This is a genomic window from Mesorhizobium robiniae, assembly GCF_040545535.1.
GTDB lineage: Bacteria > Pseudomonadota > Alphaproteobacteria > Rhizobiales > Rhizobiaceae > Mesorhizobium > Mesorhizobium robiniae.
Genome location: NZ_JBEPMC010000016.1, coordinates 49433 through 70150, shown reverse-complemented (window position 1 = coordinate 70150; position 20718 = coordinate 49433). Strand labels below are relative to the sequence as shown.

Here is a 20718-nt window from a genome sequence, read left to right as displayed (position 1 = left end):
AGCAACGGGCACACCGCATGACAGACGTCGCAGACAAATCCGATGCAACGGGATCGAACAAGGTGAGGCGCGACACACGCGCCGACCTGCTGGCGGCAGCCGAGATTTGCCTGCATCGGGACGGTTTCGCTGAGTTGTCGACGCGGCGCGTTGCCGAGACAGCGGGCGTTCCCCTCAGCCAGATCCACTATCATTTTGGCTCCAAGGAGCGCCTGATCCTGGCCCTGCTCGATCATTTGAACGAGCGCCTGCTAAAGCGCCAGGCGGAAACATTTGCAGCACCGATGCCGCTGTGGCGCCGTTGGGAACGTGCCTGTGATTTCCTCGATGAGGATCTGGCGTCTGGCTATGTTCGCGTTCTGCACGAGATGATCGCAGCCAGTTGGTCGAGCCCCGAGATCGCCAAGGCGGTGCGCCGCGATCTGCGCGGCTGGTTTGAGCTCCTGGCCGGGCTGGCGGAAGAGGCGGGGCGACAATTCGGCGGTCTTGGGCAATTTTCCGCCGCCGAAGTGACCAGCCTCGTCAGCGCCGCCTTTCTTGGAAGCGAGACGATGATCCTGCTGGAGATCGAGAGCCGGCACGTTCCGGTGAGGCAGGCGCTGCGCCGCTTTGGCGAAACGATCCGGCGAATGGAGGAAGCGGCTCCAAAAAACTAGATCGTGCACCAGGGACGCAGGCAGCGGAGGTCGCGACCCGCAAGAGGCGTCACCGTTTTCGGTTGCGCATCAGCGCTTCGAGATCGCTGTCGCCGTTTTCAGGCAGCATCAACCGCACATGTGCGTAGAGATCGCCGTGACCGCCACCTTTTTCCGGCAGGCCCCTGCCCTTCAATCGCAGGACCTTGTCCGAGCTCGACCAGGCGGGAACATTGACGGCAAGCTTGCCGGTCGGTGTCTCGACCGCCACCTTGGCACCCAGCACAGCATCCGCCAGTGCGACCGGCAGGTCTGCATGAAGGTCGCGGCCTTCGACACGATAGCGCGGGTGCCGCCGGAAGCGGATCTTGACCAGCGCGTCGCCCGGCTGCCCCGGCCCCTGCTCGCCCTGGCCCTTTAGCCGGATGGTCTGGCCGTCCTCGACATAGGCTGGTAGTTTGACGGCGACTTTGCGTCCGTCGGGGAACATCGCCGTGACCTTCTCGGCGGTCGCCGCTTCCTCGATGGTAACGTCGAGCGTCACGTTCAGATCGGCGCCGGTCGGCGCCTGTCGGCCAGCGCCCATGCCGGCGCCGCGAGAGAAGGTCTCGCCGAAAATCTGACTGAAGATGTCGCTGTTGCCGTCGAACGGGTCGCCGCCCGGACGGCTTGAGCGAAACTCGAAGCGCGAGCCACCAGGTCCTTGCTGCCGGCGAAAACCGGAGAAAGGATCGGCGCCGCCCGCGGCACCCTCGAAGCCCTGGAAGCGCGGCTTGCCGTCGGCGTCGATCTCGCCGCGATCAAAAGCCGCACGGTTCTTCTCGTCGCCGACGATCTCGTAAGCCTGGTTGGCCGCGGCAAACCGCTCCTTCGCCTTGGGATCCGGATTCTGGTCCGGATGATACGCCTTGGCGAGTTTACGGTACGCCGATTTTATGTCCTTGGCCGATGCGTTCTTAGCAACGCCCAGCACCTCATAGGGGTCGCGCATGCTTCCTGCCCTGGAGATGGAGTTGAGTCCACGATTGCCACCTATATGCGCTCGCATAGGAAGAAATTCCAGTGGCGCGCGGTCGTATGATGGCGGAAAATCAGAGCGCCTTGAAGTCCTGTATCCGCCAGGCGCCGGCGCCCGCCAGGCATACCTCGCCCTTGAACAGCGCGACGCCGTCGAAACTTTCGCGCGAGGCGGTGAAGCGGCGGCAAAGCTGGCCGTTGTCCCTGGACTCCGCCAGTTCGGTGATCGAGCCGCGCGAACCGGTATCGGAATTCGCCCAGGGAACGGCCTGCCCGCCAAGTTCCTGGATATCGGCGGAAGACACCGCGTTGCGAATCGTCGTCTGGTCCGAGGCGCGATCCTGATCGATCGGCGAGGCCGAAGCAGGCGTGCTGCTGGTCAGGATCGTACGGTCGACCTCGGCCTGCTCCAGGCTGAAGCCGCCGGCACCGCACGCAGCAAGCGGCAGGACGGCCAACGCGATCACGGCGGCCTTGACCGCGGCCTGGGCGCTGGCCGAAGCAATAAGGCTCCATTGCCCGCTGTCAAAAGGTTGCGCGATGCGCGACAATCGGCAATCTCCCCAGCCGGCAACAGAATTTGGAAAAACTATGAGCGAAACCGAGTTAACAAGCGGTGACTTTACCGAGGCTACCGAGCCATTCCGCCTCTTTGCCGCATGGCTCGACGATGCGACGAAAAGTGAGATCAACGATCCCAACGGCGTGGCGCTGGCGACCGTCGATGCCGAGGGCATGCCGAATGTGCGGATGGTGCTGCTCAAGGGGTTCGATGAAAGCGGATTTGTCTTCTACACGAATTTCGAAAGCGCCAAAGGCCGCGAGATTCTTGGCAGCATGAAGGCGGCGATGTGCTTCCACTGGAAATCGCTGCGCCGGCAGGTGCGCGCGCGTGGACCGGTGGAGATCGTTACCGAGGCGGAAGCGGACGCCTATTATGCGACGCGTCCGCGCGGCAGCCGCATCGGCGCCTGGGCGTCGAAACAGTCGCGGCCACTGGAGAGCCGCTTCGCACTGGAAAAAGCCGTTGCCGAATACACGGCGCGCCACGCGATCGGCGAGATCCCGCGACCGAAACACTGGTCTGGCTTCCGGATCGTGCCGCAGACGATCGAGTTCTGGCACGACCGGCCTTTCCGGCTGCACGACCGCCTCGTTTTTTCCCGTAACGCTGAGGGCGGCTGGGACAAGACAAGGCTCTATCCCTGAGCCTTTTCGAAGAATCCCTGAGCCTTTTCGAAGACTGGGCGGCAAGATATGGTTTCATGCCGCTCCGGTCGCAAAAGGGTGAACCATGAGCCTGTTCCTGGCATTCCTCGGCGTCTCGTTCGTCGTCCTCGCAACACCCGGACCGGACACGGCCATCACCATTCGCAACGCACTTCTCGGCGGGCGCGCCGGCGGCGTGTTCACCGCGCTTGGTATCGCCAGCGGCCAGACGATCTGGGCATTGGCCACCAGCGCCGGCATTGTCGCTTTGCTCGTCGCTTCGGAACCGCTTTTCCTCGCCGTCAAATATGCCGGTGCTGCCTATCTCGTCTATCTCGGCGTCAAGGCGCTGCAAGAGGCGCTGCGGCCGTCCCACGAAGCGGAGGCGCTGGCTGTCGCCAAGCCTTCGCGGCGGCTGACGGCAGCAAGCGCTTTTCGCCAGGGCCTGATCAGCGATCTCGGCAATCCAAAGATGGCCGTGTTCTTCGCCAGCCTTTTGCCCCAGTTCGTGCCACCAGGCGAGGAAAGCTTCGCGGCGTTGCTGGGTCTGGGCGCGGTCTTCGCCATCATGACCTTTACCTGGCTGGCGCTTTACGCGACGGTCGTCGCCAAGGCCGGGGATTTCCTGCGCCGGCCATCGATCCGCCGCGTCATCGAAGGCGTCACCGGAATGGTGCTGATCGGCCTCGGCATCCGCATCGCGACCGAGCACCGCTAGCCGCGATCATGGTTCACCCTTTCTTCCTGGTCATGAAGGCCGTCAAGGCGGCGCGCGCCTCGTCGGATTTGAGCCGTTCGCGGAAATGCTCGCTCTCCTCACGGATGCGAGCGACAAGGTCTTCACGCGAGCCGCGCATCAGGTCACGCGCGATCTTCAGCGCTTGCGGTGGCTTGGCCGCGATCTGACCGGCGGCGGCAAGCACGGAGGTTTCAAGCTCGTTCTCCTCGACCACCGCGTAGATCAGTCCGGCGGCCTTCGCCCGCTCGGCCGAAAAACCTTCGCCGAGACCAAGCAGCGCGAAAGCGCCTTGCCGGCCCAGAATCTCAGGCGCAAGCAGGCTCGACCCGGCCTCGGGGACCAGGCCGAGATCGACAAAGGGTGTGCGGAACATTGTGCGCGGCGTGGCGAAGGTCAGGTCGCAATGCAGGTTGAGCGTCGTGCCGATGCCGACCGCGATGCCATCGACGCCTGAAACCATGGGCTTTTCCGTCCTGGCCAGCGCCATCAGGAAATCCCAAACCTCGGTGCCGCCCTCGCCGCCGGTGGCAATAATCATGAAATCGGCAAGATCGTTGCCGGAAGAGAAGGCGCCGGGCACGCCCAAAAAGACATGGACGCGGATCGCCGGATCGGCGTCGCCCTCGGCAAGAGCTTTGGACATTGTCGCATACATGGCGCGCGTCAGCGCGTTCTTCTTGTCCGGGCGGTTCATGCGGATGATCTGGATGGCGCCCTGGCGCTCGACGAGGATATGCTCTGTCACGGGTGATCCTTTGTGAACGTCAGGCCCTTGTGGAGCGTCAGGCCCCAGTGAAACGTTAGGCAGAAATCAGCGTCTTGCCGGCGGCGGCAAGGCTTTCGCCGCCGCCGATCACGCGCTCCTTCAGCGCGCCCGCCTCGCCAAGCAGGTTTTCGGCGAAGAAACGGCAAAGGGCGATGCGGCTTTGGTCGGAAAGCGCGCCGCGTGCCAGATAGGCGCCGCCCGCCGCGAGCGAGATCAGCCTCAGATACGGCGTCGCACCGGCCAGCGCCTCGTCCGAGCGCCCGTCGGCAAGCAGCCCTTGCAGGAAGCGCGTCGCTTGGCTGAGGTCGTCGAGCGCCTTGTCGAGACCATCGGCGGTGCGGCCAAAACCTTGAAGATTTGACGTCCGCACTTGATTGGCGACCGCTTTTAGCTCGGCGATGTAAACATGAACGTGCTCGCCGCCGCCAAGCGGCAGCTTGCGCACCACCAGGTCGATCGCCTGGATGCCGTTGGTGCCCTCATAGATCGGCGCGATGCGCGCATCGCGATAAAGTGCTGCCGCACCCGTCTCCTCGATGAAACCCATGCCGCCATGCACCTGCAGCCCGAGCGAGGCGACCTCGACGCCGACATCGGTGGAAAAGGCCTTGGCCAGCGGCGTCAAAAGATTGGCTCGCTCCTGCCAATGGGTGGCCTCCACGCCACTGGATATCCGCGCATGATCGATGGCATGCGCGCAGGAATAGCTGACGGCGCGCGCGATCTGGGTCAGCGCTTTCATGGTCAGGAGATTGCGCTGCACGTCAGGGTGATGGACGATCGGCGCCATGCCGCCGCCATCATAGCTTGCGGCCTTGCCTTGCCGGCGGTCATTGGCATAGGCGAGCGCCTTCTGCGTTGCCGTTTCGGCGACCGCCACGCCCTGCATGCCGACGGCGAGCCGCGCACTGTTCATCATGGTGAACATGCAGGCGAGGCCCTTGTTTTCCTCACCGATCAGCCAGCCGATCGCGCCAGGCACCATGCCTTCGAAACCGTCGCCATAGATCATGGTGCATGTCGGCGAGGCGTGGATGCCCAATTTGTGCTCCAGCCCGGAGCAGAAGACGTCGTTGCGTGCGCCCAGCGCGCCATCGTCGCCGACAAGGAATTTCGGCACCAGGAACAGCGAAAGACCACGCGTGCCGGCCGGTGCATCCGGCAGCCGCGCCAGCACCAGATGGATGATGTTGTCGGTGAAATCGTGCTCGCCATAGGTGATGAAGATTTTTTGCCCGAAGATGCGGTAGGTGCCGTCGCCGGCCGGCTCGGCGCGGGTGCGCAACGCATTCAGGTCCGAGCCCGCCTGCGGTTCCGTCAGGTTCATCGTGCCCATCCATTCGCCGGAGACGAGCTTTTCCAGATATTTGGCCTTCAGCGCCGGCGAGGCGTGCTTGTCGAGCGCTTCGACCGCCCCCATGGTCAGCGTCGGGCCGATACCGAAAGCCATGGCGGCGGAGTTCCACATTTCGAGCGCGGCGACGCCCAGCATGGCCGGCAGCGCCTGGCCGCCGAACTCCTCCGGTGCGGACAGAGCGTTCCAGCCGCCGTCGATCCAGCGACGATAGAGTTGTTTCCAGCCGGGCGGCGTGGTGACGGCCGCGTCCTTCAGCACCGCGCCTTGTTCGTCGCCGATCTTGTAGAGTGGCGCAACCTCCTCTGTGGCGAAGCGGCCGGCTTCCGCCAGAATGGCATCGACGAGGTCTTCGCCAAGGTCACCGAAGGTGCCGGCGTCGAGCGCCGGTTTCAGGCCGGCCACATGCTTCAGCGTGAAGGCGATTTCCTCGACTGGTGCCCGATACATGCCGCTCGCTCCTCCTCCGTCCGGCACGCAACTTAAGATCCGTGCCGCCACAAAGCTACCCGCTTCGGGGTCTCCGCTTTCACCTTCTTTTTACGTAAACGTCAATTTTTGTCACGCAGATTTTGCAATTGTTGCGACACACGTTAAATTCGGCAAAAGCCGGACAAGTTCGACCGGCGACGGATCAAGAATACCGGATCGGACCGCCCGTGCTCGCCAGACCTGACGCCTATCGCTGCATTGAATGCGGCCTGCCCTACCGAGCGGCAGGTTTTTGGTACCATCACGGCAAGATCGAGGATGGCGCCGCCTATTGGTCGGATCGCGGCATTCTGTGTTCGCCGCAATGCTCGCTGGCCCATAACCGCAAACGCGAGGCCGAGGGAACGCTGCCGCAAGCGCCGGCGCCCGATCCGTTCCAGATCCAGCCGCTCTCGCGCCGTTGATGCCCAGCGAAGCCATCACTGGCAAAATTGCGGCATTCGCTGCGGGCCGCCGAAAGCATTTCCTTAACCATGGCGGTTCAGGATTGGGCTTTGGCCAGCAAGGATCTGCTGTTTGAAACCGCCGGCGCACTCTCTTCGCCGCCTAGGTCTCCTCGTCGCCGCGGTCGGGACGGCGATGGCGTTGGGGCCGGCAAAAGCCTCGGATTTTTCCGAGCCGTGGAAGAATGCCGACCGGGCGCTGGTGATCGACGCCTACGAATATAATTCCATCGACTGGGCCGAGCTTGCGACCGACAAGCGCATTGTCGGCTTCATCAACAAGGCCTCGGATGGGATGCCGCCACCCTATCTCTGTTTCGGCGCCGAGACCGAGACGAGGCTCTGCAAGACACTGTGGAAGCGCCATGCGGTAGCACAGGAACTGTTCCAGACGCGCAAGGTGGTGGCCAAGGCGCTCGGCCTGAAATGGGGCGCTTATCATCTCGCCCGCCCCGGCAATCCGGTGGGACAGGCCAATAATTTCATCAACTTCGCGAAGCCTGGGCCGGATGACCTGCTTGCCCTCGACATCGAGGATGATGACCCCACGAAATGGATGTCGCTCGAGGATGCCGAGGAGTTCGTGCGCCATGTGCATCGGCGGATTGGCCGCTTTCCCGTGCTCTACACCAACGGCAAGACCGCCAAGCACATCGCCGACAACAAGTACAAATACCGGCTCCTGTCGCGGCTACCGCTCTGGTATGCGCGCTACAAGCCAGACATCGGCGTGCATTTCCCGATGGGCAACTGGCAAGGCTACGCACTCTGGCAGTTTTCGGCAAAAGCGAATTGCGGACGGTTCCGCTGCCCTTACCGGGTGGCTGGCACGCCCAACGACATCGATGTCAACGTCGCACCGATGGATGCCGCCGCATTGCGCGCGCAATGGCCCTTCGGCGGCCTGATCGACGTGCAGCCGGATTACCTCGCCTCGATACCGGTGCCTCTCTCGCGCGAGGCCGGGCTAGCCGGCAATGCCATTACCTACGCCACCGTGGCGGTACCACCGCCGAGCTTCACCGAAATGATCGCCACGTTCAGCGCACGCTGGACCAGATTCCGCAGCAGCTTTCAAATGCCTTTTGTAGAGGCAGCGCCGCGCCTTCCGCACGGGATTGCCGAATATGTGGCCTGGACGCGGAAGGAAAAGCCCTCCGCATCGGCCTCCGAAGCGGCGCGCGCCGCCAGCGATCCGGTCAGCACCGCATCGACCGAGTTCGACCGTGGGCTGCGCTGAATTCTAAAGCCGTTGAAGGGTCAGCGTGCCTGCTCGCGCGCCACGGCCTGCCAGCCGATGTCGCGGCGGCAGAAGCCTTGCGGCCAATCGATCCGGTCGAGCGCGGCATAGGCTCGCCTCTGCGCCTCGCCGACCGTGCCGCCGACAGCCGTGACGTCGAGCACACGGCCGCCATTGGCGACCAGCGCGCCGCTGTTGATGGCGGTGCCGGCATGAAAAATCTCGACGCCATCGCCCGCGGCCTCTTCGACGCCGCGGATCACCGAACCCTTTTCCGGCGTGCCGGGATAGCCCCTGGCCGCCATCACCACGGTAAGCGCCGCCTCGTCGCGCCAGCGCACTGAGCTATGCGCAAGCTGGCCGTCGGCAGAAGCGTTTAGCAGGACCAAGAGATCATCCTTCAGCCGCATCATCAGCACCTGACATTCCGGGTCACCGAAACGGGTGTTGTATTCGATCAGCTTCGGCCCCTTGTCCGTGATCATCAGGCCGGCGAACAGCACGCCGGAAAACGGCGCGCCAAGCTCGGCCATGCCGCGCATGGTCGGCTCGACGATCTCTCGCATGGTGCGGTCGATCATCTCCGGCGTCATTACCGAAGCCGGCGAATAGGCGCCCATGCCGCCGGTGTTCGGGCCGACATCGCCGTCACTGAGGCGCTTGTGGTCCTGTGCGGTGCCGAACGGCAGCGCGGTGACGCCGTCGCACAGGCAAAAGAAGCTCGCTTCTTCGCCGGTGAGGAACTCCTCGACCACGACCTCCGCGCCGGCCTGTCCGAAGGACCCGTCGAAACAGGCATCGAGTGCCGCCAGCGCCTCGGCCAGCGTCATGGCGACGGTGACGCCCTTTCCGGCGGCGAGGCCGTCTGCCTTGATGACGATCGGCGCGCCCATCTTTTCGACATAGGCCCTGGCCGACGTCAAGTCGCCGAAACGGCCATAGGCGGCGGTCGGGATGTCGTATCTCGCGCAAAGGTCCTTGGTGAAACCCTTCGAGCCTTCCAGCCGCGCCGCAGCCTTGGACGGGCCGAACACGCGGACCCCTGCGGCGCAAAGATCGTCGGCAATGCCGGCGACCAGCGGCCCTTCCGGCCCGATGACGACGAGGTCGATCTTTTTCTCCGTGCAGAACCGGGCCACGGCCGCATGATCTGCAATGTCTAGCGTCACCAGTTCAGCTTCGCGGCCGATGCCCGGATTGCCGGGGGCGGCGTACAGCTTGGTCAGCAGCGGCGAGGCCGCGATCTTCCAGGCCAAGGCATGTTCGCGGCCGCCGGAGCCGATCAACAAAACACGCATGCCCAGATTCCTTGCCATTCCATGATCAGCACTGCGCTATTGCGCCCCGGACGACGGGTCAAGACATTTGGCAGACTTTGAGAGCAATTCCACGCGGGAACGGGAATGTATCGGCCCGGCTTGACGCTTGACGGCATTCGCCGCGGCTGCCACTTCAGCACAATGGAAACCGTTCAGTCGAAAGCGGCCCAGGGCCGCGTCGCCGATGCGCCGAGCGGCCACTGGGTCTACCGCATTCTGCCACGCTGGCTGTGGCCCTATGCGCAGCTTGCGCGATGGGACCGGCCGATCGGCTGGCAGCTGCTGCTGTGGCCGTGCTGGTGGTCGGCCGCCCTTGCAGCGAGCGCCTACCCTCGCCCCGGCGACCCGGTTCTCTCGCTGCTGCCGGCGCCATGGTATCTCGTGCTGTTCCTGGCCGGCGCTATCGCCATGCGCGGCGCCGGCTGCACCTACAACGATCTCGTCGACCAGGACATCGACAACCAGGTGGAACGCACGCGCTCGCGGCCGCTGCCGGCGGGGAAGGTCACACGCCGGCAGGCCTGGGCATTTCTCCTTATCCAGGCTTTGGTCGGCCTCGCTGTGCTTCTGCAGTTCAACAGCTTCGCCATCCTGCTCGGCGTCTGTTCGCTCACGATCGTCGCCATTTATCCGTTCATGAAGCGATTCACCAATTGGCCGCAACTCGTTCTCGGCCTCGCTTTTTCCTGGGGTGCGCTGATGGGATGGGCGGCGGAGTTCGGCGACATCGATGGCCCGGCGGTCATGCTTTATATCGGCTCGATCCTGTGGGTGATCGGCTATGACACGATCTATGCGCATCAGGACAAGGAAGACGACGCCATCGTCGGTGTGCGCTCGACCGCACGCCTGTTCGGCGATAACACCAAGGCCTGGCTCGTCGGGCTCTATGGCGGAGCGCTGGTCTGCTTCGCCATCGCCTTCGCGTCGGCGCAGGCGCCGGTACCGGCTCTGGCCGGGCTTATCGCCGCCGGCGCTCATATGACGCGGCAGATCGCCGTGCTGGACATCGACCATCCGGACCAGTGCCTGCGACTGTTCAAGTCGAACAACCAGGTCGGCTGGCTGATCTTCCTTGGCCTGATCGGTGGCGCTGTCTGGGTGGCGCTAAAGCCGCTGGTTTAGGCTATGTCGATATTCAGGTGATGCCGGCCTGCAAACGGCGGCTTCCTGCGCTTCCGGTGCTCACGTACCCAAAAGTACGCTCCGCTCCGGTTCTCGGAAGCCACCATTTTCGGCTCGGCCTGACCTGAATCTCAACACACCCCGAAGCGCGTCATGTTTCAACGAACTTTTGCACGACATGCACTATTGCTCGCGCGAGATAATTTCCTTGCCGCCGATGACCAGTCTGAGGCCGAGGTCGCCGGCCCTGCGGCGGGCGAGGAAGCGCGGGCGGCGCGTGTTCGAAACGCGACCCTTGCGGCGATCTTGCGCCGGTAGCGTCTTGATGGCAGCGCCTAGCGATTCCTCCAGCGTACGGGCGATGCCGTCCGATTCGATCAGAAGCATCGGCAGACGGTAGGCGTCGGCCCAGGCGCGCCAGTCGGCGGCGACATCCTCGAGATCGTCGGCGACCAGCAGCGGCACCGACAGCATCGGATCATTGTGCAGAAGCTCCAAGGTCACCGTGACATTGCCATCCGAATCCTCCATCGCGCGGGCGGCTACGCCGCGAAACGCGTTGGCGGGCAGAGCAATGATCGCCGGCACGCCGCTCATCTCCAGCATGCGGCGAATGACGGCGCCGCGGTGGTCGATGGTGAAGGTAACGTCGCCATAGTCGTCGCGCGTGGCGTAGCTCACCACCTGCGGCAGGCGGAATGGATCGAGGCGCATGTTGCGCCCGGCCCAGACTGGCTTCAGTCCAGTGTTCATATTGTGCCTTTCCTGTCTCTCCTGAGAGCCGGTCTTCCGGGTCTCCGGGCCGGTTTTTCCAGCCTCGTTGTGGAGAAACATTAGCGCGGGCTTCTTATCGCTGCGCTTAAGAAAGTCGGTTAAATTTTGCTGATCTCAGAGGGATGGTTATCGGAATACGACCAGGCACAGGATATCGAAAGGATCAGATAACCTTACCGGGATTCATGATGCCGGCGGGATCGAAGGCCGTCTTCACCCTGCGCATCAGATCGATCGCCATCGGCGGCGCCGTCGCGATCAATTCATCCCGCTTCAGCTGGCCGATGCCGTGTTCTGCCGAGATCGAGCCGTGGAAGCTGCGCACGACATCGTGCACGGCCTTATTCATGGCGTGATAGAGCCCGAGAAACGCGTCGTCATCGCCGCCGACCGGCCGGGAAATATTATAGTGGAGATTGCCGTCCCCCATGTGGCCGAAACAGACCTCGCGCGCACCCGGGCTGACCGATTGCACCGCGCCCGCCGCCTTTTCGATGAATGACGGGATCGAGGCCACCGGCACCGAGATATCATGCTTGATCGAGGCGCCCTCCGGCTTCTGGGCCTCGGGCAGCACCTCGCGGAAATTCCAGAAGGCGTCGCCCTGGGCGAGACTTGCCGCGATCACCGCGTCGCCGACGATTTCCTGTTCGAGGCCTTCCGACAGCACCTCCTCGATCAAGGCTCTCGCATCCTCCGACGAGCGCCCCGACGAGATCTGCATCAGCACATACCATGGCCAATCCCCGACCAGCGGCCGCACGACCCCTGGCGCGTGCAGAAGCGTGAAGTCGTAGGGCCTCTGTCCGATCAGCTCGAAAGCAGTGAGCGCGGCCCCGGCACGGTCCATCGCCAGGCTTAACAGGGACAGCGCCGCCTCGGGCGAGGACAGGCCGGCAAACGCCACCTCGCGCCCTTTGGGCTTGGGGAAAAGCTTGAGCACTGCAGCGGTGATGATGCCGAGCGTACCCTCGGCGCCGACGAACAGGTTCTTCAGATCGTAACCGGTGTTGTCCTTCTTCAGCTTGCGCAAATCGTCGAACACCTCGCCCGTCGGCAGCACGACCTCGACCCCGAGGCAGAGCTCACGCGCATTGCCATAGGCAAGCACGCCGGTGCCGCCGGCATTGGAAGAGAGATTGCCGCCGATCTGGCAGGAGCCTTGCGCGGCAAGCGACAGCGGAAACAGCCGGTCGGCCGCATCTGCCGCCTCCTGTAGCGTCTGCAGGATGACCCCGGCCTCGACAGTCACCGTGTTGGACAGGACATCGATCTCGCGGATGCGGTTCAGCCGCGATAGCGACAGCACGATCTCGCGCCCGGACATGTCAGGCACCTGCGCGCCGACCAGCCCGGTATTGCCGCTTTGCGGCACGATCGGCGTTGCCGTCTCGGTCGCCAGCCGCATGATGCGGCTGACCTCGTCGACGCTGCCGGGCCGCAGCACCAGCGCCGTCCGGCCATGCCAAAGGCCGCGCCTCTCCGTCAGGTAAGGCGCGATGTCCTGCTGGTCGCGAAGCGCATATTTGTCGCCGACAATGGCCGCAAAGCGATCAATGAGGGCGGGGTCGATATCGCTGGATATGTCGTTCATGGATGGAAACTATGGTGCTCAATCGATCTTGTCACGAGGGGCGGCGGCGCGCGAAAGCCTATCGTTGATCGCCTCGCCCAGCCCGTCGAACGGGATCGGCTCGACAGCGATTGTCCCGGCGCCGCTGCGATCGAGATCCTGCATGTGGGCAAAGAGGTTGGCTGCGGCCTCGCGCAGGTCGCCGGTCTCGGACAGGTTGCGAAAAGCGGCAGCGCTTTGCCAGCCTTCGGCACGGCGGCCGCCGAACGCCAGCAAGGCTTCGCCCTTTGCGACTTTTGCGGCGTTGACCCGCACCGCAGCACCCGGCGCGTAATGCGAGGCCAGCATGCCCGGAGCCTCAATGCCTGTCGCACCGCGCAGCAGCGCCATGCCGGCAGCCGCTTCGATCTCCTCGGCGGCAATGCCGCCTGGCCGCAGCAGTCGCAGCTTTCCGCCCTCGACCTTGACGATCGTCGATTCGAGCCCCACGGACGTTGCGCCGCCATCGACCACCAGCTTGATTTTTGCGCCGAGATCGGCCGCCACCGCTTGGGCCGTCGTGGCGCTGATCCTTCCTGAAGAATTGGCGCTGGGCGCCGCAAGCGGGCGTCCGAGCCTGGCGATCAGCTCGCCGCCGAAGCCTTTCGGCATGCGCAGCGCGATCGTGTCCAACCCGGCAGTGACCAGTGGATGGATGCCGTTGCCCGGCCGCTGCGGCAGCACCAGCGTCAGTGGTCCCGGCCAGAATGCCTGCGCAAGTCTTTTCGACAGCGGATCGAACAGTGCGATGCGCTCGGCCATCGGCAGATCGGCAACGTGGGCGATCAGCGGGTTGAAGCGCGGCCGGCCCTTGGCCTCGAAGATGCGCGCCACGCCGACCCCACTGGTGGCGTCGCCGGCCAGCCCATAGACGGTTTCGGTCGGAATGGCGACGACATCGCCGCCTTCGAGCAGCGCCAGCGCCCGCTCCATCGCCTCGCTGGCGGCAAGTATCTCAGCCACTGTCATCACCTTACAGATGCGGGACCTTACAGATGCGGGACCTCACAGATGTGGGTGCGTAGTACGGTGACGTTCTCGGGGCAAGCCCGGCACGAGGCAAGTCCGGCGGTTGGCGGATTACCAATCGCTAAAATGCCATCTTTCCTCGCAAGCCCGCATCAATTCCCCGACGGTATGGTGCCGGCCTGTTGGGCAAGGGGAACTATCATGGTCTGGGTGCGTATCCTGGGAGCGCTTGGTCTCACTCTGGCGGCGGGCGGAGCACAGGCTTCGTCCTTCATTGTGCCAGGTGCACCATCCTCGACGCCGTCCGTCGTCAAGCTTGGCGCGCCTGAACCGGTGAAGGTGGCTGAGAGCTCCTCCACCCCATCGATCGTGGCGCTCGGTGAACCAGTGCCCGATATCACCTATGAAAAAGTTGCTGCGATCCCGAGCCAGCCCAAGCATGATTCCATGCAAAGCCCGATGATCATTCGTGGCGGCATCGTCGGCAACGCCTTCGCAACGCCGGCTCCCAGCGCCGCACCTGCTGCGACCACCGCTGCCGCAGCATCTGGGGCGGGCAGCAGATCCGACGAAAAGATAACAGGAACGAACAGCTCGCCTGAACCCGCAATGCCGCAGCCGACGCCCATTCCCGAGATCGACCAGGCTAGATAGCCGCTGGAGACCAGGACGACGCTCGCGCGCCGTCCTGGTCCGCTGAGTAAATTCCGTCGCCTGAAAAAACCTCAGGCCGCGACCTCTTCGTCCTCGTCGTCGGAGGCGTCCTCTTCGTCAGCGTCATCTTCGTCAGCGTCTGGCGCCTCGGCCTTCACGCTGTCGCCGTCGTCTTCCTCGTCATCGTCATCGTCATCATCTTCTTCGTCTTCCTCATCGTCATCCGAGAGGGTGGCGGCTTTGTCGTCTTCAGCGCCTTCCTCGGCCGTCGCTTCGCTTTCGTCCTCACTGTCCTCGTCCGACAGATCGGCAGCTTCGACCGTAGCAGCGGCGGCGTGATCGAGGGTTGTTTCGGAAGCAGACTCAAGCGTCTCGGCGGGCGTTTCTTCTGTCACTTCGATGTCGCGAGCGGAATTCATGGAAGCCTCCGTGGGGTTGGGGAACATGCTCCTTGTGGCACCCGGAGATCATCGTCATATGACTGTAAGCCGGCTCGAATCGGCTATTGGAAAGAAATATTTCCCAAGCCTCAGCCGGCGATTTTCGAGAAATCCGCAACCTGGTCGGTCGCTGCCCGGACGCGTGCCAACAGTGCGAGGCGGTTGGCACGAACAGCCTGGTCCTCATCATTCACGAGAACGCGTTCAAAGAATGAATCAACAGGTTCACGCAACGCGCTAAGCGCCAGCATGGCGGCGGAAAAGTCTTCATTGTGAATCGCTTGGCCGGCTTCTCTCTCGGCCTGATTCACTGCCGCGAACAGCGCTTTCTCGGCATCTTCCCGGAATAGAGCCGGCTCGACGCGGTCGGCGACCGTTGTTTTCTTCTTCTCCTCGGCGGCGAGGATATTGGCCGCGCGCTTGGTGCCGGCAAGCAGGTTCTTGCCGTCCTCGGTGTCGAGGAACGAGCCAAGCGCCTCGACCCGGCGGACGATTTGAAGCAGGTCGTCGGATTGCGATTGGCCAATCTCCCCCCTTGTGGGGGAGATGCCCGGCAGGGCAGAGGGGGGCGTGACAGAATGAGACGCTGGCGGGACAGCGCCCCCCTCTGTCGGCTTCGCCGACATCTCCCCCACAAGGGGGGAGATTGGGCGCGAACCTGCCGCCAACACCGCGTCGATCAGATCGTGCCTTGCGCCCTGGTCGCGGAGGTAGACCTTCAGACGGTCGTGGAAGAAGTCGAGGAGGTCGAGCACTTCAGCGCCAACCTGTTTACCGCTGAATTCCCTCATTCCTCGGAGAACGTTCTTCGTGGACTGATGGATCGAGGGGACATGAATTTCTGCGACATTAACGATGCTCAATCGAGTTTTGTTCTCAATCAAAATCCTGATCACCCCCAGCGCCGCCCTCCTCAGCGCATACGGGTCTTTGCTCCCTGTCGGTTTCTCATCGATCGCCCAGAAGCCAACAAGCGTATCGAGCTTATCGGCCAGCGCCACGGCAATCGAGACCGCATCGGTCGGCACGCGGTCCGAGGGGCCTTGCGGCTTGTAGTGCTCCTCAATTGCGGCGGCAACGGACGGATCTTCGCCCTGCAGCAGCGCGTATTTGCGGCCCATGGCGCCCTGCAATTCCGGGAACTCGCCGACCACCTCGGTGGTGAGATCGGCCTTGGCCAGAACGGCAGCACGCTCGGCGCGCCCGCGGAGATATTTCTGCTCGACGTTCAGATCGTCGGCGGACAGAAGCTTGCCATCGAAAAAATTCGGCTGCTTCGACAATATGTCAGCGATCTCGCCAGCCAGCCGCTTGATTCGCTCCACCCGCTCGCCCTGGGTGCCGAGCTTGGCATGGAACGTCACGCCGAGATGGTCGAGGCGGGCCATGCGCTGGTCGAGCGGCTTTTTGAGATCGAGCCCGAACTTTTCCGCCGATGCCTGCAACTGGTCGAGGTCGGGCAGGTCGCCCTGGTCGGTATTCCAGAAATAGAGCGCGTCGGACAGCCGGGCGCGCACCACCTTGCCGTTGCCGTAGGCGATCTCCTTGCCGCCGTCCTTGGCCTCGATGTTGGCGGTCAGGATGAAGCGGTTGGAAAGCTCTTCACGGACGCCCTGCGGCCGCGTGACAAAACACTTCTGGTTGGCGCGAATGGTTAGCCGGATCACCTCGGCCGGAATGGCGAGAAAGTCCTGCTCGAATTCGCCCATCAACACGACAGGCCATTCGACCAGGCCTGACACTTCCTCGAGCAGGCCCTCGTCCTCGACCAGATCGAGCCCGTTGGCGAAAGCGAGATTCCTCGCGTCCGCCAGGATGATCTGCTTGCGCCGGTCAGCATCGAGCACGACCTTCGCCGCCTCCAGCTTGGCGGCATAGTCGTCGAAACGGCGTACGGCGATCGCGCCCGGCGCATGAAAACGATGACCGTAGGTGACATTGCCCGAATCGATGCCATCGATCTCGAAATCGACCACCACCGGCTCCTCGGTCTCGGGGCCGAAGGTGCAGAGGATGGATTGCAGCGGCCGCACCCAGCGCAACGATCCGGGTTTCGCCGAGGCCGGCCCCCAGCGCATCGATTTCGGCCATGGAAAGCCGCGGATGATGCCCGGCACCAGCTCGGCGATGATTTCTTCCGCCGCCCTACCCGGCTTGGAGATATGGGCGACATAGAAGTCGCCCTTCTTCGGATCGGCATGGATATGCGCCTCGGCGATCGAGGAAAGACCGGCTTTTCGCAGAAAACCCTGGACCGCCTGTTCGGGAGCCTTGGTCGACGGCCCCTTGATCTCCTCGCTAATGTCCTTCGAGCGGGCGGTCACGCCGCGAATGTCGAGCGCCAACCGGCGCGGGGTCCAATATTCGCGCGCCGCCTCATAGGTCAGCCCGGCCTCGACCAAACCGTCCGTCATCATCTTCTTCAAGTCGCCCGCCGCCTTGCGCTGCATGCGGGCAGGGATTTCCTCGGAGCGAAGTTCTAGGAGCAGGTCGGGCATAGGGTCAGCTCATGCGGGAGAACGGTCGGGCGGGCATAGCAACTCGGCTGGCCGCTGTCACCCTTCCCCATGCAATCGGCGCATCTACCAACGATCTCCAAAAATACTCGCTGTCTGTCGGGTTGGAGCGCGCCCGCTCGTCCTTGGGTCAAAGATTTCCCTGAATCGAACGCAGCGCTGAAGCGACCCACGCTCAGACAGAGAACTATTGGCTGAACGACCATGAAGACGGCATCGACATTTCTCCAGATCCTCGCGCTCGGCGCCTGTTTCGCGGCGCAGGCTCATGGCACGTTCGCGATGCCCGGCGTCAGACAAGCGCTGCGGACGATGGCTGGCTCCAGCAGCCAAGGCGTGCTGCCAAGCAGCGCTTCAGTCGAAATCGCCAACGGCCTTTGGAGCTAAGCTGCCAGCCCGCCGGCCTGCGTCATCAAAAACGCCTCACCGCAGGCTTTCGCCAGATTGCGCACCCGCAGGATGTAGCTCTGCCGCTCGGTGACGGAAATCACACCACGCGCGTCGAGCAGGTTGAAGACGTGACTGGCCTTGATGCACTGGTCGTAGGCGGGGAACACCATCCGGTGCATCACCAGATTGTCGTTCGAAGCTGGCGCGCCGGCATCGAGCAACGCCTTGCACTCGGCTTCGGCGTCCTCGAAATGCCGAAGCAGCATCGCCGTGTTGGCGAATTCGAAATTGTGGCGCGAATATTCCTGCTCGGCCTGCAGGAAGACGTCGCCATAGGTCACCTTGTCGGCGCCCTCGCGACCGTTGAAGTTGAGGTCGTAGACATTGTCGACGCCTTGCACATACATGGCCAGCCGCTCCAGCCCGTAGGTGAGCTCGCCAGCCACAGGCGCGCATTCGATGCCGCAGACCTGCTGGAAATAGGTGAACTGCGACACTTCCATGCCATCGCACCAGCACTCCCAGCCCAGCCCCCAGGCGCCGAGCGTCGGGCTTTCCCAGTCGTCCTCGACGAAGCGGATGTCATGAAGAAGCGGATCGACGCCGATAGCCGCCAGCGAGCCGAGATAGAGCTCCTGCAGATTGGGCGGGTTCGGCTTCAGGATCACCTGATATTGGTAATAGTGCTGCAGGCGGTTCGGGTTCTCACCATAGCGTCCGTCCTTGGGCCGGCGCGAGGGCTGCACATAGGCCGCATTCCAGCGCTTCGGCCCCAGCGCGCGCAGTGTCGTCGCCGGATGGAACGTGCCGGCGCCGACTTCCATGTCATAGGGCTGGAGAACGACGCAGCCATAATCCGCCCAGTAATTATGCAAGGTCAGGATCAGCCCCTGGAACGAGCGGCTGGGATGCATATGGGCTGGGATGTCAACGGTCACGGCGGCCTCGACGGAGCGGCGGGATGCGGGCATCTCCTAGATGCTTGGCCAGCAAGCGTCAAGGCAGAGGATCAGGCCTCTGAAGGTGGTTCCTTCTCCCCTTGGAGGAGAAGGAAAGAAGGGTCAGCCCTTCGGCGCAGGCACCGGCTCGGGCTTGACCTTCGGGGTTTCCTGCGCCGTGTTGGATTCGATCGGCGGCAGGCCCTTCAGCAGCTTCTGCTGCAAGGCAGCGAGCACGTCGGGATCCGGCTTGAGATCGCGGGCCTGGTTCCACTGGAAGGTGGCTTCCAGCCTGCGACCGACCCGCCAATAGGCGTCGCCGAGATGATCATTCAGCACCGGATCTTCCGGCTTCAACGAAACGGCGCGTTCCATTTCGCGCACGGCGTCATCAAACCTGCCCAGCCGGAAATAGGCCCAGCCCAGCGAATCGACGATGTAGCCGTCGCTCGGCCTGAGATCGACGGCCTTCTGGATCATCTCAAGGCCTTCCCTAAGGTTGATGTTCATGTCCACCCAGGAATAGCCGAGATAGTTCAGAACCTGCGGCTGGTCGGGGAACAATTCCAGCGCCTTGCGGAAATTCGGCTCTGCCTTTGGCCACTCCTTCAGCCGCTCATAGGCAATGCCGCGCTGGTAGAAAATGTTCCAGTCGGCGCGGGTCGGGGTCTTCAGCGCCGCCACCGCCTTGTCGTAGAGATCGGCAGCAGAGCGGAAATCCTCCTTCGAGCCATAGACGCCACCGAGCGCCTGATAGGCGCGCATGTCGTCGGGATGCGCTTCGACGAGGGCCTTCAGATGGGCAATGGCCTCATCATGACGATCGAGATCGGCAAGGTTGAGGCCGAGCTGCAGTTCCGAAAGCTCCTTCAGCGGCGAACTGGCCGGGATGCGGCGATAGAAGGCGATGGCGCCCTCGCCGTCCTTCAATTGCTCGGAAACGGCAGCGAGCTGGACAAGAGCTGCGTCGCTGTCGGGCTTCAGTGCCAGGGCATATTGCAGATAAAGGCGGACGAACGGCTCGCCGCCGCCGCGATTGAGCGCGGTGGCGAGATCGAGCAGAATTTCCGAGGCGCCGTCGGACGGGCCGGCGACGAAGGGTTCGATCTTCTCGCCCTTGGTGATCTTGTCGCGAAGCGCCGATATTTCCACCTTGCCGGATGCAAACGCCTCGGCCTGATCGAGCACGGACAGCGCCTTGTCCTTGTCGCCCTTGCGGGCGAGGAAGGAGGCGTAGGCCTGCGCATTGCGCATCCATGTTTCGGGCGCCGCACTACCGGTCGCGGTGTCCTGCAGCGTCGCGGCGTAGATTGCATCCGCCTTTTCGGGCAGGCCCGACGCATCCGCAATCAGCGCGCGATGGAAGGATTTGAACAGGCCGAACCAGTCCGGACCCTGCAGCTTATCGATGGAGGCCATGGCCTCGCTGGCGTCGCCGGCGCCCTGCTTGGCCCAGCCGGTCATGACGCCGGAGATCAGCCGGTCGAGATCGGATTCGAGCGAAAGCTTGAGCCAGTATTCGGCCTTGGTGAAGTCCTTCTTGTGAAAGGAACCGACGGCCAGCGCCAGGCGCGAAAACCGCTCGACGTCTGGGACCGCCTTGAGCTTGTCGGCATAGACCAGGGATTCTTCGAAGCGCCCTTGCGCGATCAGCGACAGCATCAGGCTTTGCTGCAACGAGGTATCACCAGGAGCGAAGGCGAGCGCCTGCTTGTAATAGGTGATGGCGCTGTCGAGATCGTTGTCGCCCTCGGCGACCCGCGCGGCGAGATAGGCTCCCGAGAAGGATGTGATCTTGACTGGCTCGGTGGTCTCTTTGGCTTGGGCTGGCAGACCGGAGATCGCCATGCCTGTCACAATTGCCAGCCCTGTCAGCCAGCGCGCACATCCTTGCCGCATCGTATCCCTTTCAGTCAAAGCTATGCCCGCGTCAGCGGGATCGCCGTAGACTCGATCTTTTCCAGGCAAAGCATGGCCTTTTTGGGGTCACGCTTCAACCCGGCGCGAATTCACAATCGGGTCATGCGCTTAACAAACCACGTTAACAGAGCGCCTGACCCCGACCGTCGACCGGTTTTCCGCCTGC

The 20718-nt window shown here is 63.3% G+C and carries 19 protein-coding genes; 7 read left to right on the top strand and 12 right to left on the bottom strand.

Annotated features, from left to right (window positions below; genetic code table 11):
• The first annotated feature begins 17 nt into the window (after positions 1-17).
• The gene (locus ABID19_RS30935; RefSeq protein WP_354494374.1) at positions 18-656 is read left to right on the top strand and encodes a TetR/AcrR family transcriptional regulator; all 639 of its coding nucleotides are present in this window, start codon (positions 18-20) and stop codon (positions 654-656) included.
• A gap of 49 nt (positions 657-705) precedes the next feature.
• On the opposite strand, the gene ABID19_RS30930 is transcribed toward ABID19_RS30935, so the two are convergent.
• The gene (locus ABID19_RS30930; protein ID WP_354494373.1) at positions 706-1626 is read right to left on the bottom strand and encodes a DnaJ C-terminal domain-containing protein; all 921 of its coding nucleotides are present in this window, start codon (positions 1624-1626) and stop codon (positions 706-708) included.
• Positions 1627-1726: 100 nt separating this feature from the next.
• Entirely contained in the window at positions 1727-2203 is a 477-nt protein-coding gene (locus ABID19_RS30925; RefSeq protein ID WP_354494371.1) for an RT0821/Lpp0805 family surface protein, read from the bottom strand.
• Between the two features lie 40 nt (positions 2204-2243).
• Between ABID19_RS30925 and pdxH the strand changes: the two genes are divergently transcribed.
• Entirely contained in the window at positions 2244-2861 is a 618-nt protein-coding gene (gene pdxH / locus ABID19_RS30920; RefSeq protein WP_354494369.1) for a pyridoxamine 5'-phosphate oxidase, read from the top strand.
• A gap of 85 nt (positions 2862-2946) precedes the next feature.
• A complete protein-coding gene (locus tag ABID19_RS30915; RefSeq protein WP_354494368.1) occupies positions 2947-3579 on the top strand; it encodes a LysE family translocator in 633 nt (210 codons plus the stop codon).
• 13 nt (positions 3580-3592) lie between these two features.
• Here the strand turns inward: ABID19_RS30915 and ABID19_RS30910 are convergent, their stop codons facing one another.
• Both ABID19_RS30910 and ABID19_RS30905 read right to left on the bottom strand, forming a co-directional pair.
• Positions 3593-4345 (bottom strand): crotonase/enoyl-CoA hydratase family protein, encoded by a 753-nt coding sequence (locus ABID19_RS30910; protein WP_354494367.1) that lies wholly within the window; start codon positions 4343-4345, stop codon positions 3593-3595.
• 55 nt (positions 4346-4400) lie between these two features.
• The gene (locus tag ABID19_RS30905; RefSeq protein ID WP_354494366.1) at positions 4401-6170 is read right to left on the bottom strand and encodes an acyl-CoA dehydrogenase; all 1770 of its coding nucleotides are present in this window, start codon (positions 6168-6170) and stop codon (positions 4401-4403) included.
• A gap of 209 nt (positions 6171-6379) precedes the next feature.
• On the opposite strand from ABID19_RS30905, the gene ABID19_RS30900 reads away from it, so the two are divergent.
• Positions 6380-6616, top strand: coding sequence for a hypothetical protein (locus tag ABID19_RS30900; RefSeq protein ID WP_354494365.1), 237 nt, complete (start codon positions 6380-6382; stop codon positions 6614-6616).
• A 175-nt stretch (positions 6617-6791) separates the two neighbouring features.
• Complete coding sequence (locus ABID19_RS30895; RefSeq protein WP_354494469.1) at positions 6792-7895, top strand: glycoside hydrolase family 25 protein; 1104 nt, start codon at positions 6792-6794, stop codon at positions 7893-7895.
• Between the two features lie 20 nt (positions 7896-7915).
• Here the strand turns inward: ABID19_RS30895 and purD are convergent, their stop codons facing one another.
• Positions 7916-9193: a phosphoribosylamine--glycine ligase gene (purD, locus tag ABID19_RS30890; RefSeq protein WP_354494364.1), complete on the bottom strand. Its 1278-nt coding sequence runs from the start codon at positions 9191-9193 to the stop codon at positions 7916-7918.
• Positions 9194-9355: 162 nt separating this feature from the next.
• Between purD and ubiA the strand changes: the two genes are divergently transcribed.
• Positions 9356-10339: a 4-hydroxybenzoate octaprenyltransferase gene (gene ubiA, locus ABID19_RS30885; RefSeq protein WP_354494467.1), complete on the top strand. Its 984-nt coding sequence runs from the start codon at positions 9356-9358 to the stop codon at positions 10337-10339.
• A gap of 183 nt (positions 10340-10522) precedes the next feature.
• Here ubiA and ABID19_RS30880 read toward each other — a convergent pair whose 3' ends face one another.
• From ABID19_RS30880 to ABID19_RS30870, 3 genes are all read right to left on the bottom strand, one after another.
• The gene (locus tag ABID19_RS30880) at positions 10523-11092 is read right to left on the bottom strand and encodes a DUF6101 family protein (protein WP_354494363.1); all 570 of its coding nucleotides are present in this window, start codon (positions 11090-11092) and stop codon (positions 10523-10525) included.
• A gap of 184 nt (positions 11093-11276) precedes the next feature.
• Positions 11277-12707 (bottom strand): FAD-binding oxidoreductase, encoded by a 1431-nt coding sequence (locus tag ABID19_RS30875; RefSeq protein ID WP_354494362.1) that lies wholly within the window; start codon positions 12705-12707, stop codon positions 11277-11279.
• Between the two features lie 18 nt (positions 12708-12725).
• The gene (locus ABID19_RS30870; RefSeq protein ID WP_354494361.1) at positions 12726-13688 is read right to left on the bottom strand and encodes an L-threonylcarbamoyladenylate synthase; all 963 of its coding nucleotides are present in this window, start codon (positions 13686-13688) and stop codon (positions 12726-12728) included.
• Positions 13689-13895: 207 nt separating this feature from the next.
• On the opposite strand from ABID19_RS30870, the gene ABID19_RS30865 reads away from it, so the two are divergent.
• On the top strand, positions 13896-14348 hold the full coding sequence (locus ABID19_RS30865; protein ID WP_354494360.1) for a hypothetical protein: 453 nt from the start codon (positions 13896-13898) through the stop codon (positions 14346-14348).
• 71 nt (positions 14349-14419) lie between these two features.
• Here the strand turns inward: ABID19_RS30865 and ABID19_RS30860 are convergent, their stop codons facing one another.
• The 4 genes from ABID19_RS30860 to ABID19_RS30845 all read right to left on the bottom strand — a co-directional run bounded on the left by ABID19_RS30860 (position 14420) and on the right by ABID19_RS30845 (position 20531).
• On the bottom strand, positions 14420-14767 hold the full coding sequence (locus tag ABID19_RS30860) for a hypothetical protein (protein WP_354494359.1): 348 nt from the start codon (positions 14765-14767) through the stop codon (positions 14420-14422).
• A gap of 110 nt (positions 14768-14877) precedes the next feature.
• Positions 14878-17286 carry a glycine--tRNA ligase subunit beta gene (glyS, locus tag ABID19_RS30855; RefSeq protein ID WP_354494358.1) on the bottom strand — a complete coding sequence of 803 codons (2409 nt, stop codon included), beginning with the start codon at positions 17284-17286 and terminating at the stop codon, positions 14878-14880.
• A gap of 401 nt (positions 17287-17687) precedes the next feature.
• Positions 17688-18665, bottom strand: a complete 978-nt coding sequence (locus tag ABID19_RS30850; protein WP_354494357.1) for a glycine--tRNA ligase subunit alpha — start codon at positions 18663-18665, stop codon at positions 17688-17690.
• Between the two features lie 90 nt (positions 18666-18755).
• Positions 18756-20531, bottom strand: a complete 1776-nt coding sequence (locus tag ABID19_RS30845; RefSeq protein WP_354494356.1) for a tetratricopeptide repeat protein — start codon at positions 20529-20531, stop codon at positions 18756-18758.
• Positions 20532-20718: the final 187 nt, after the last annotated feature.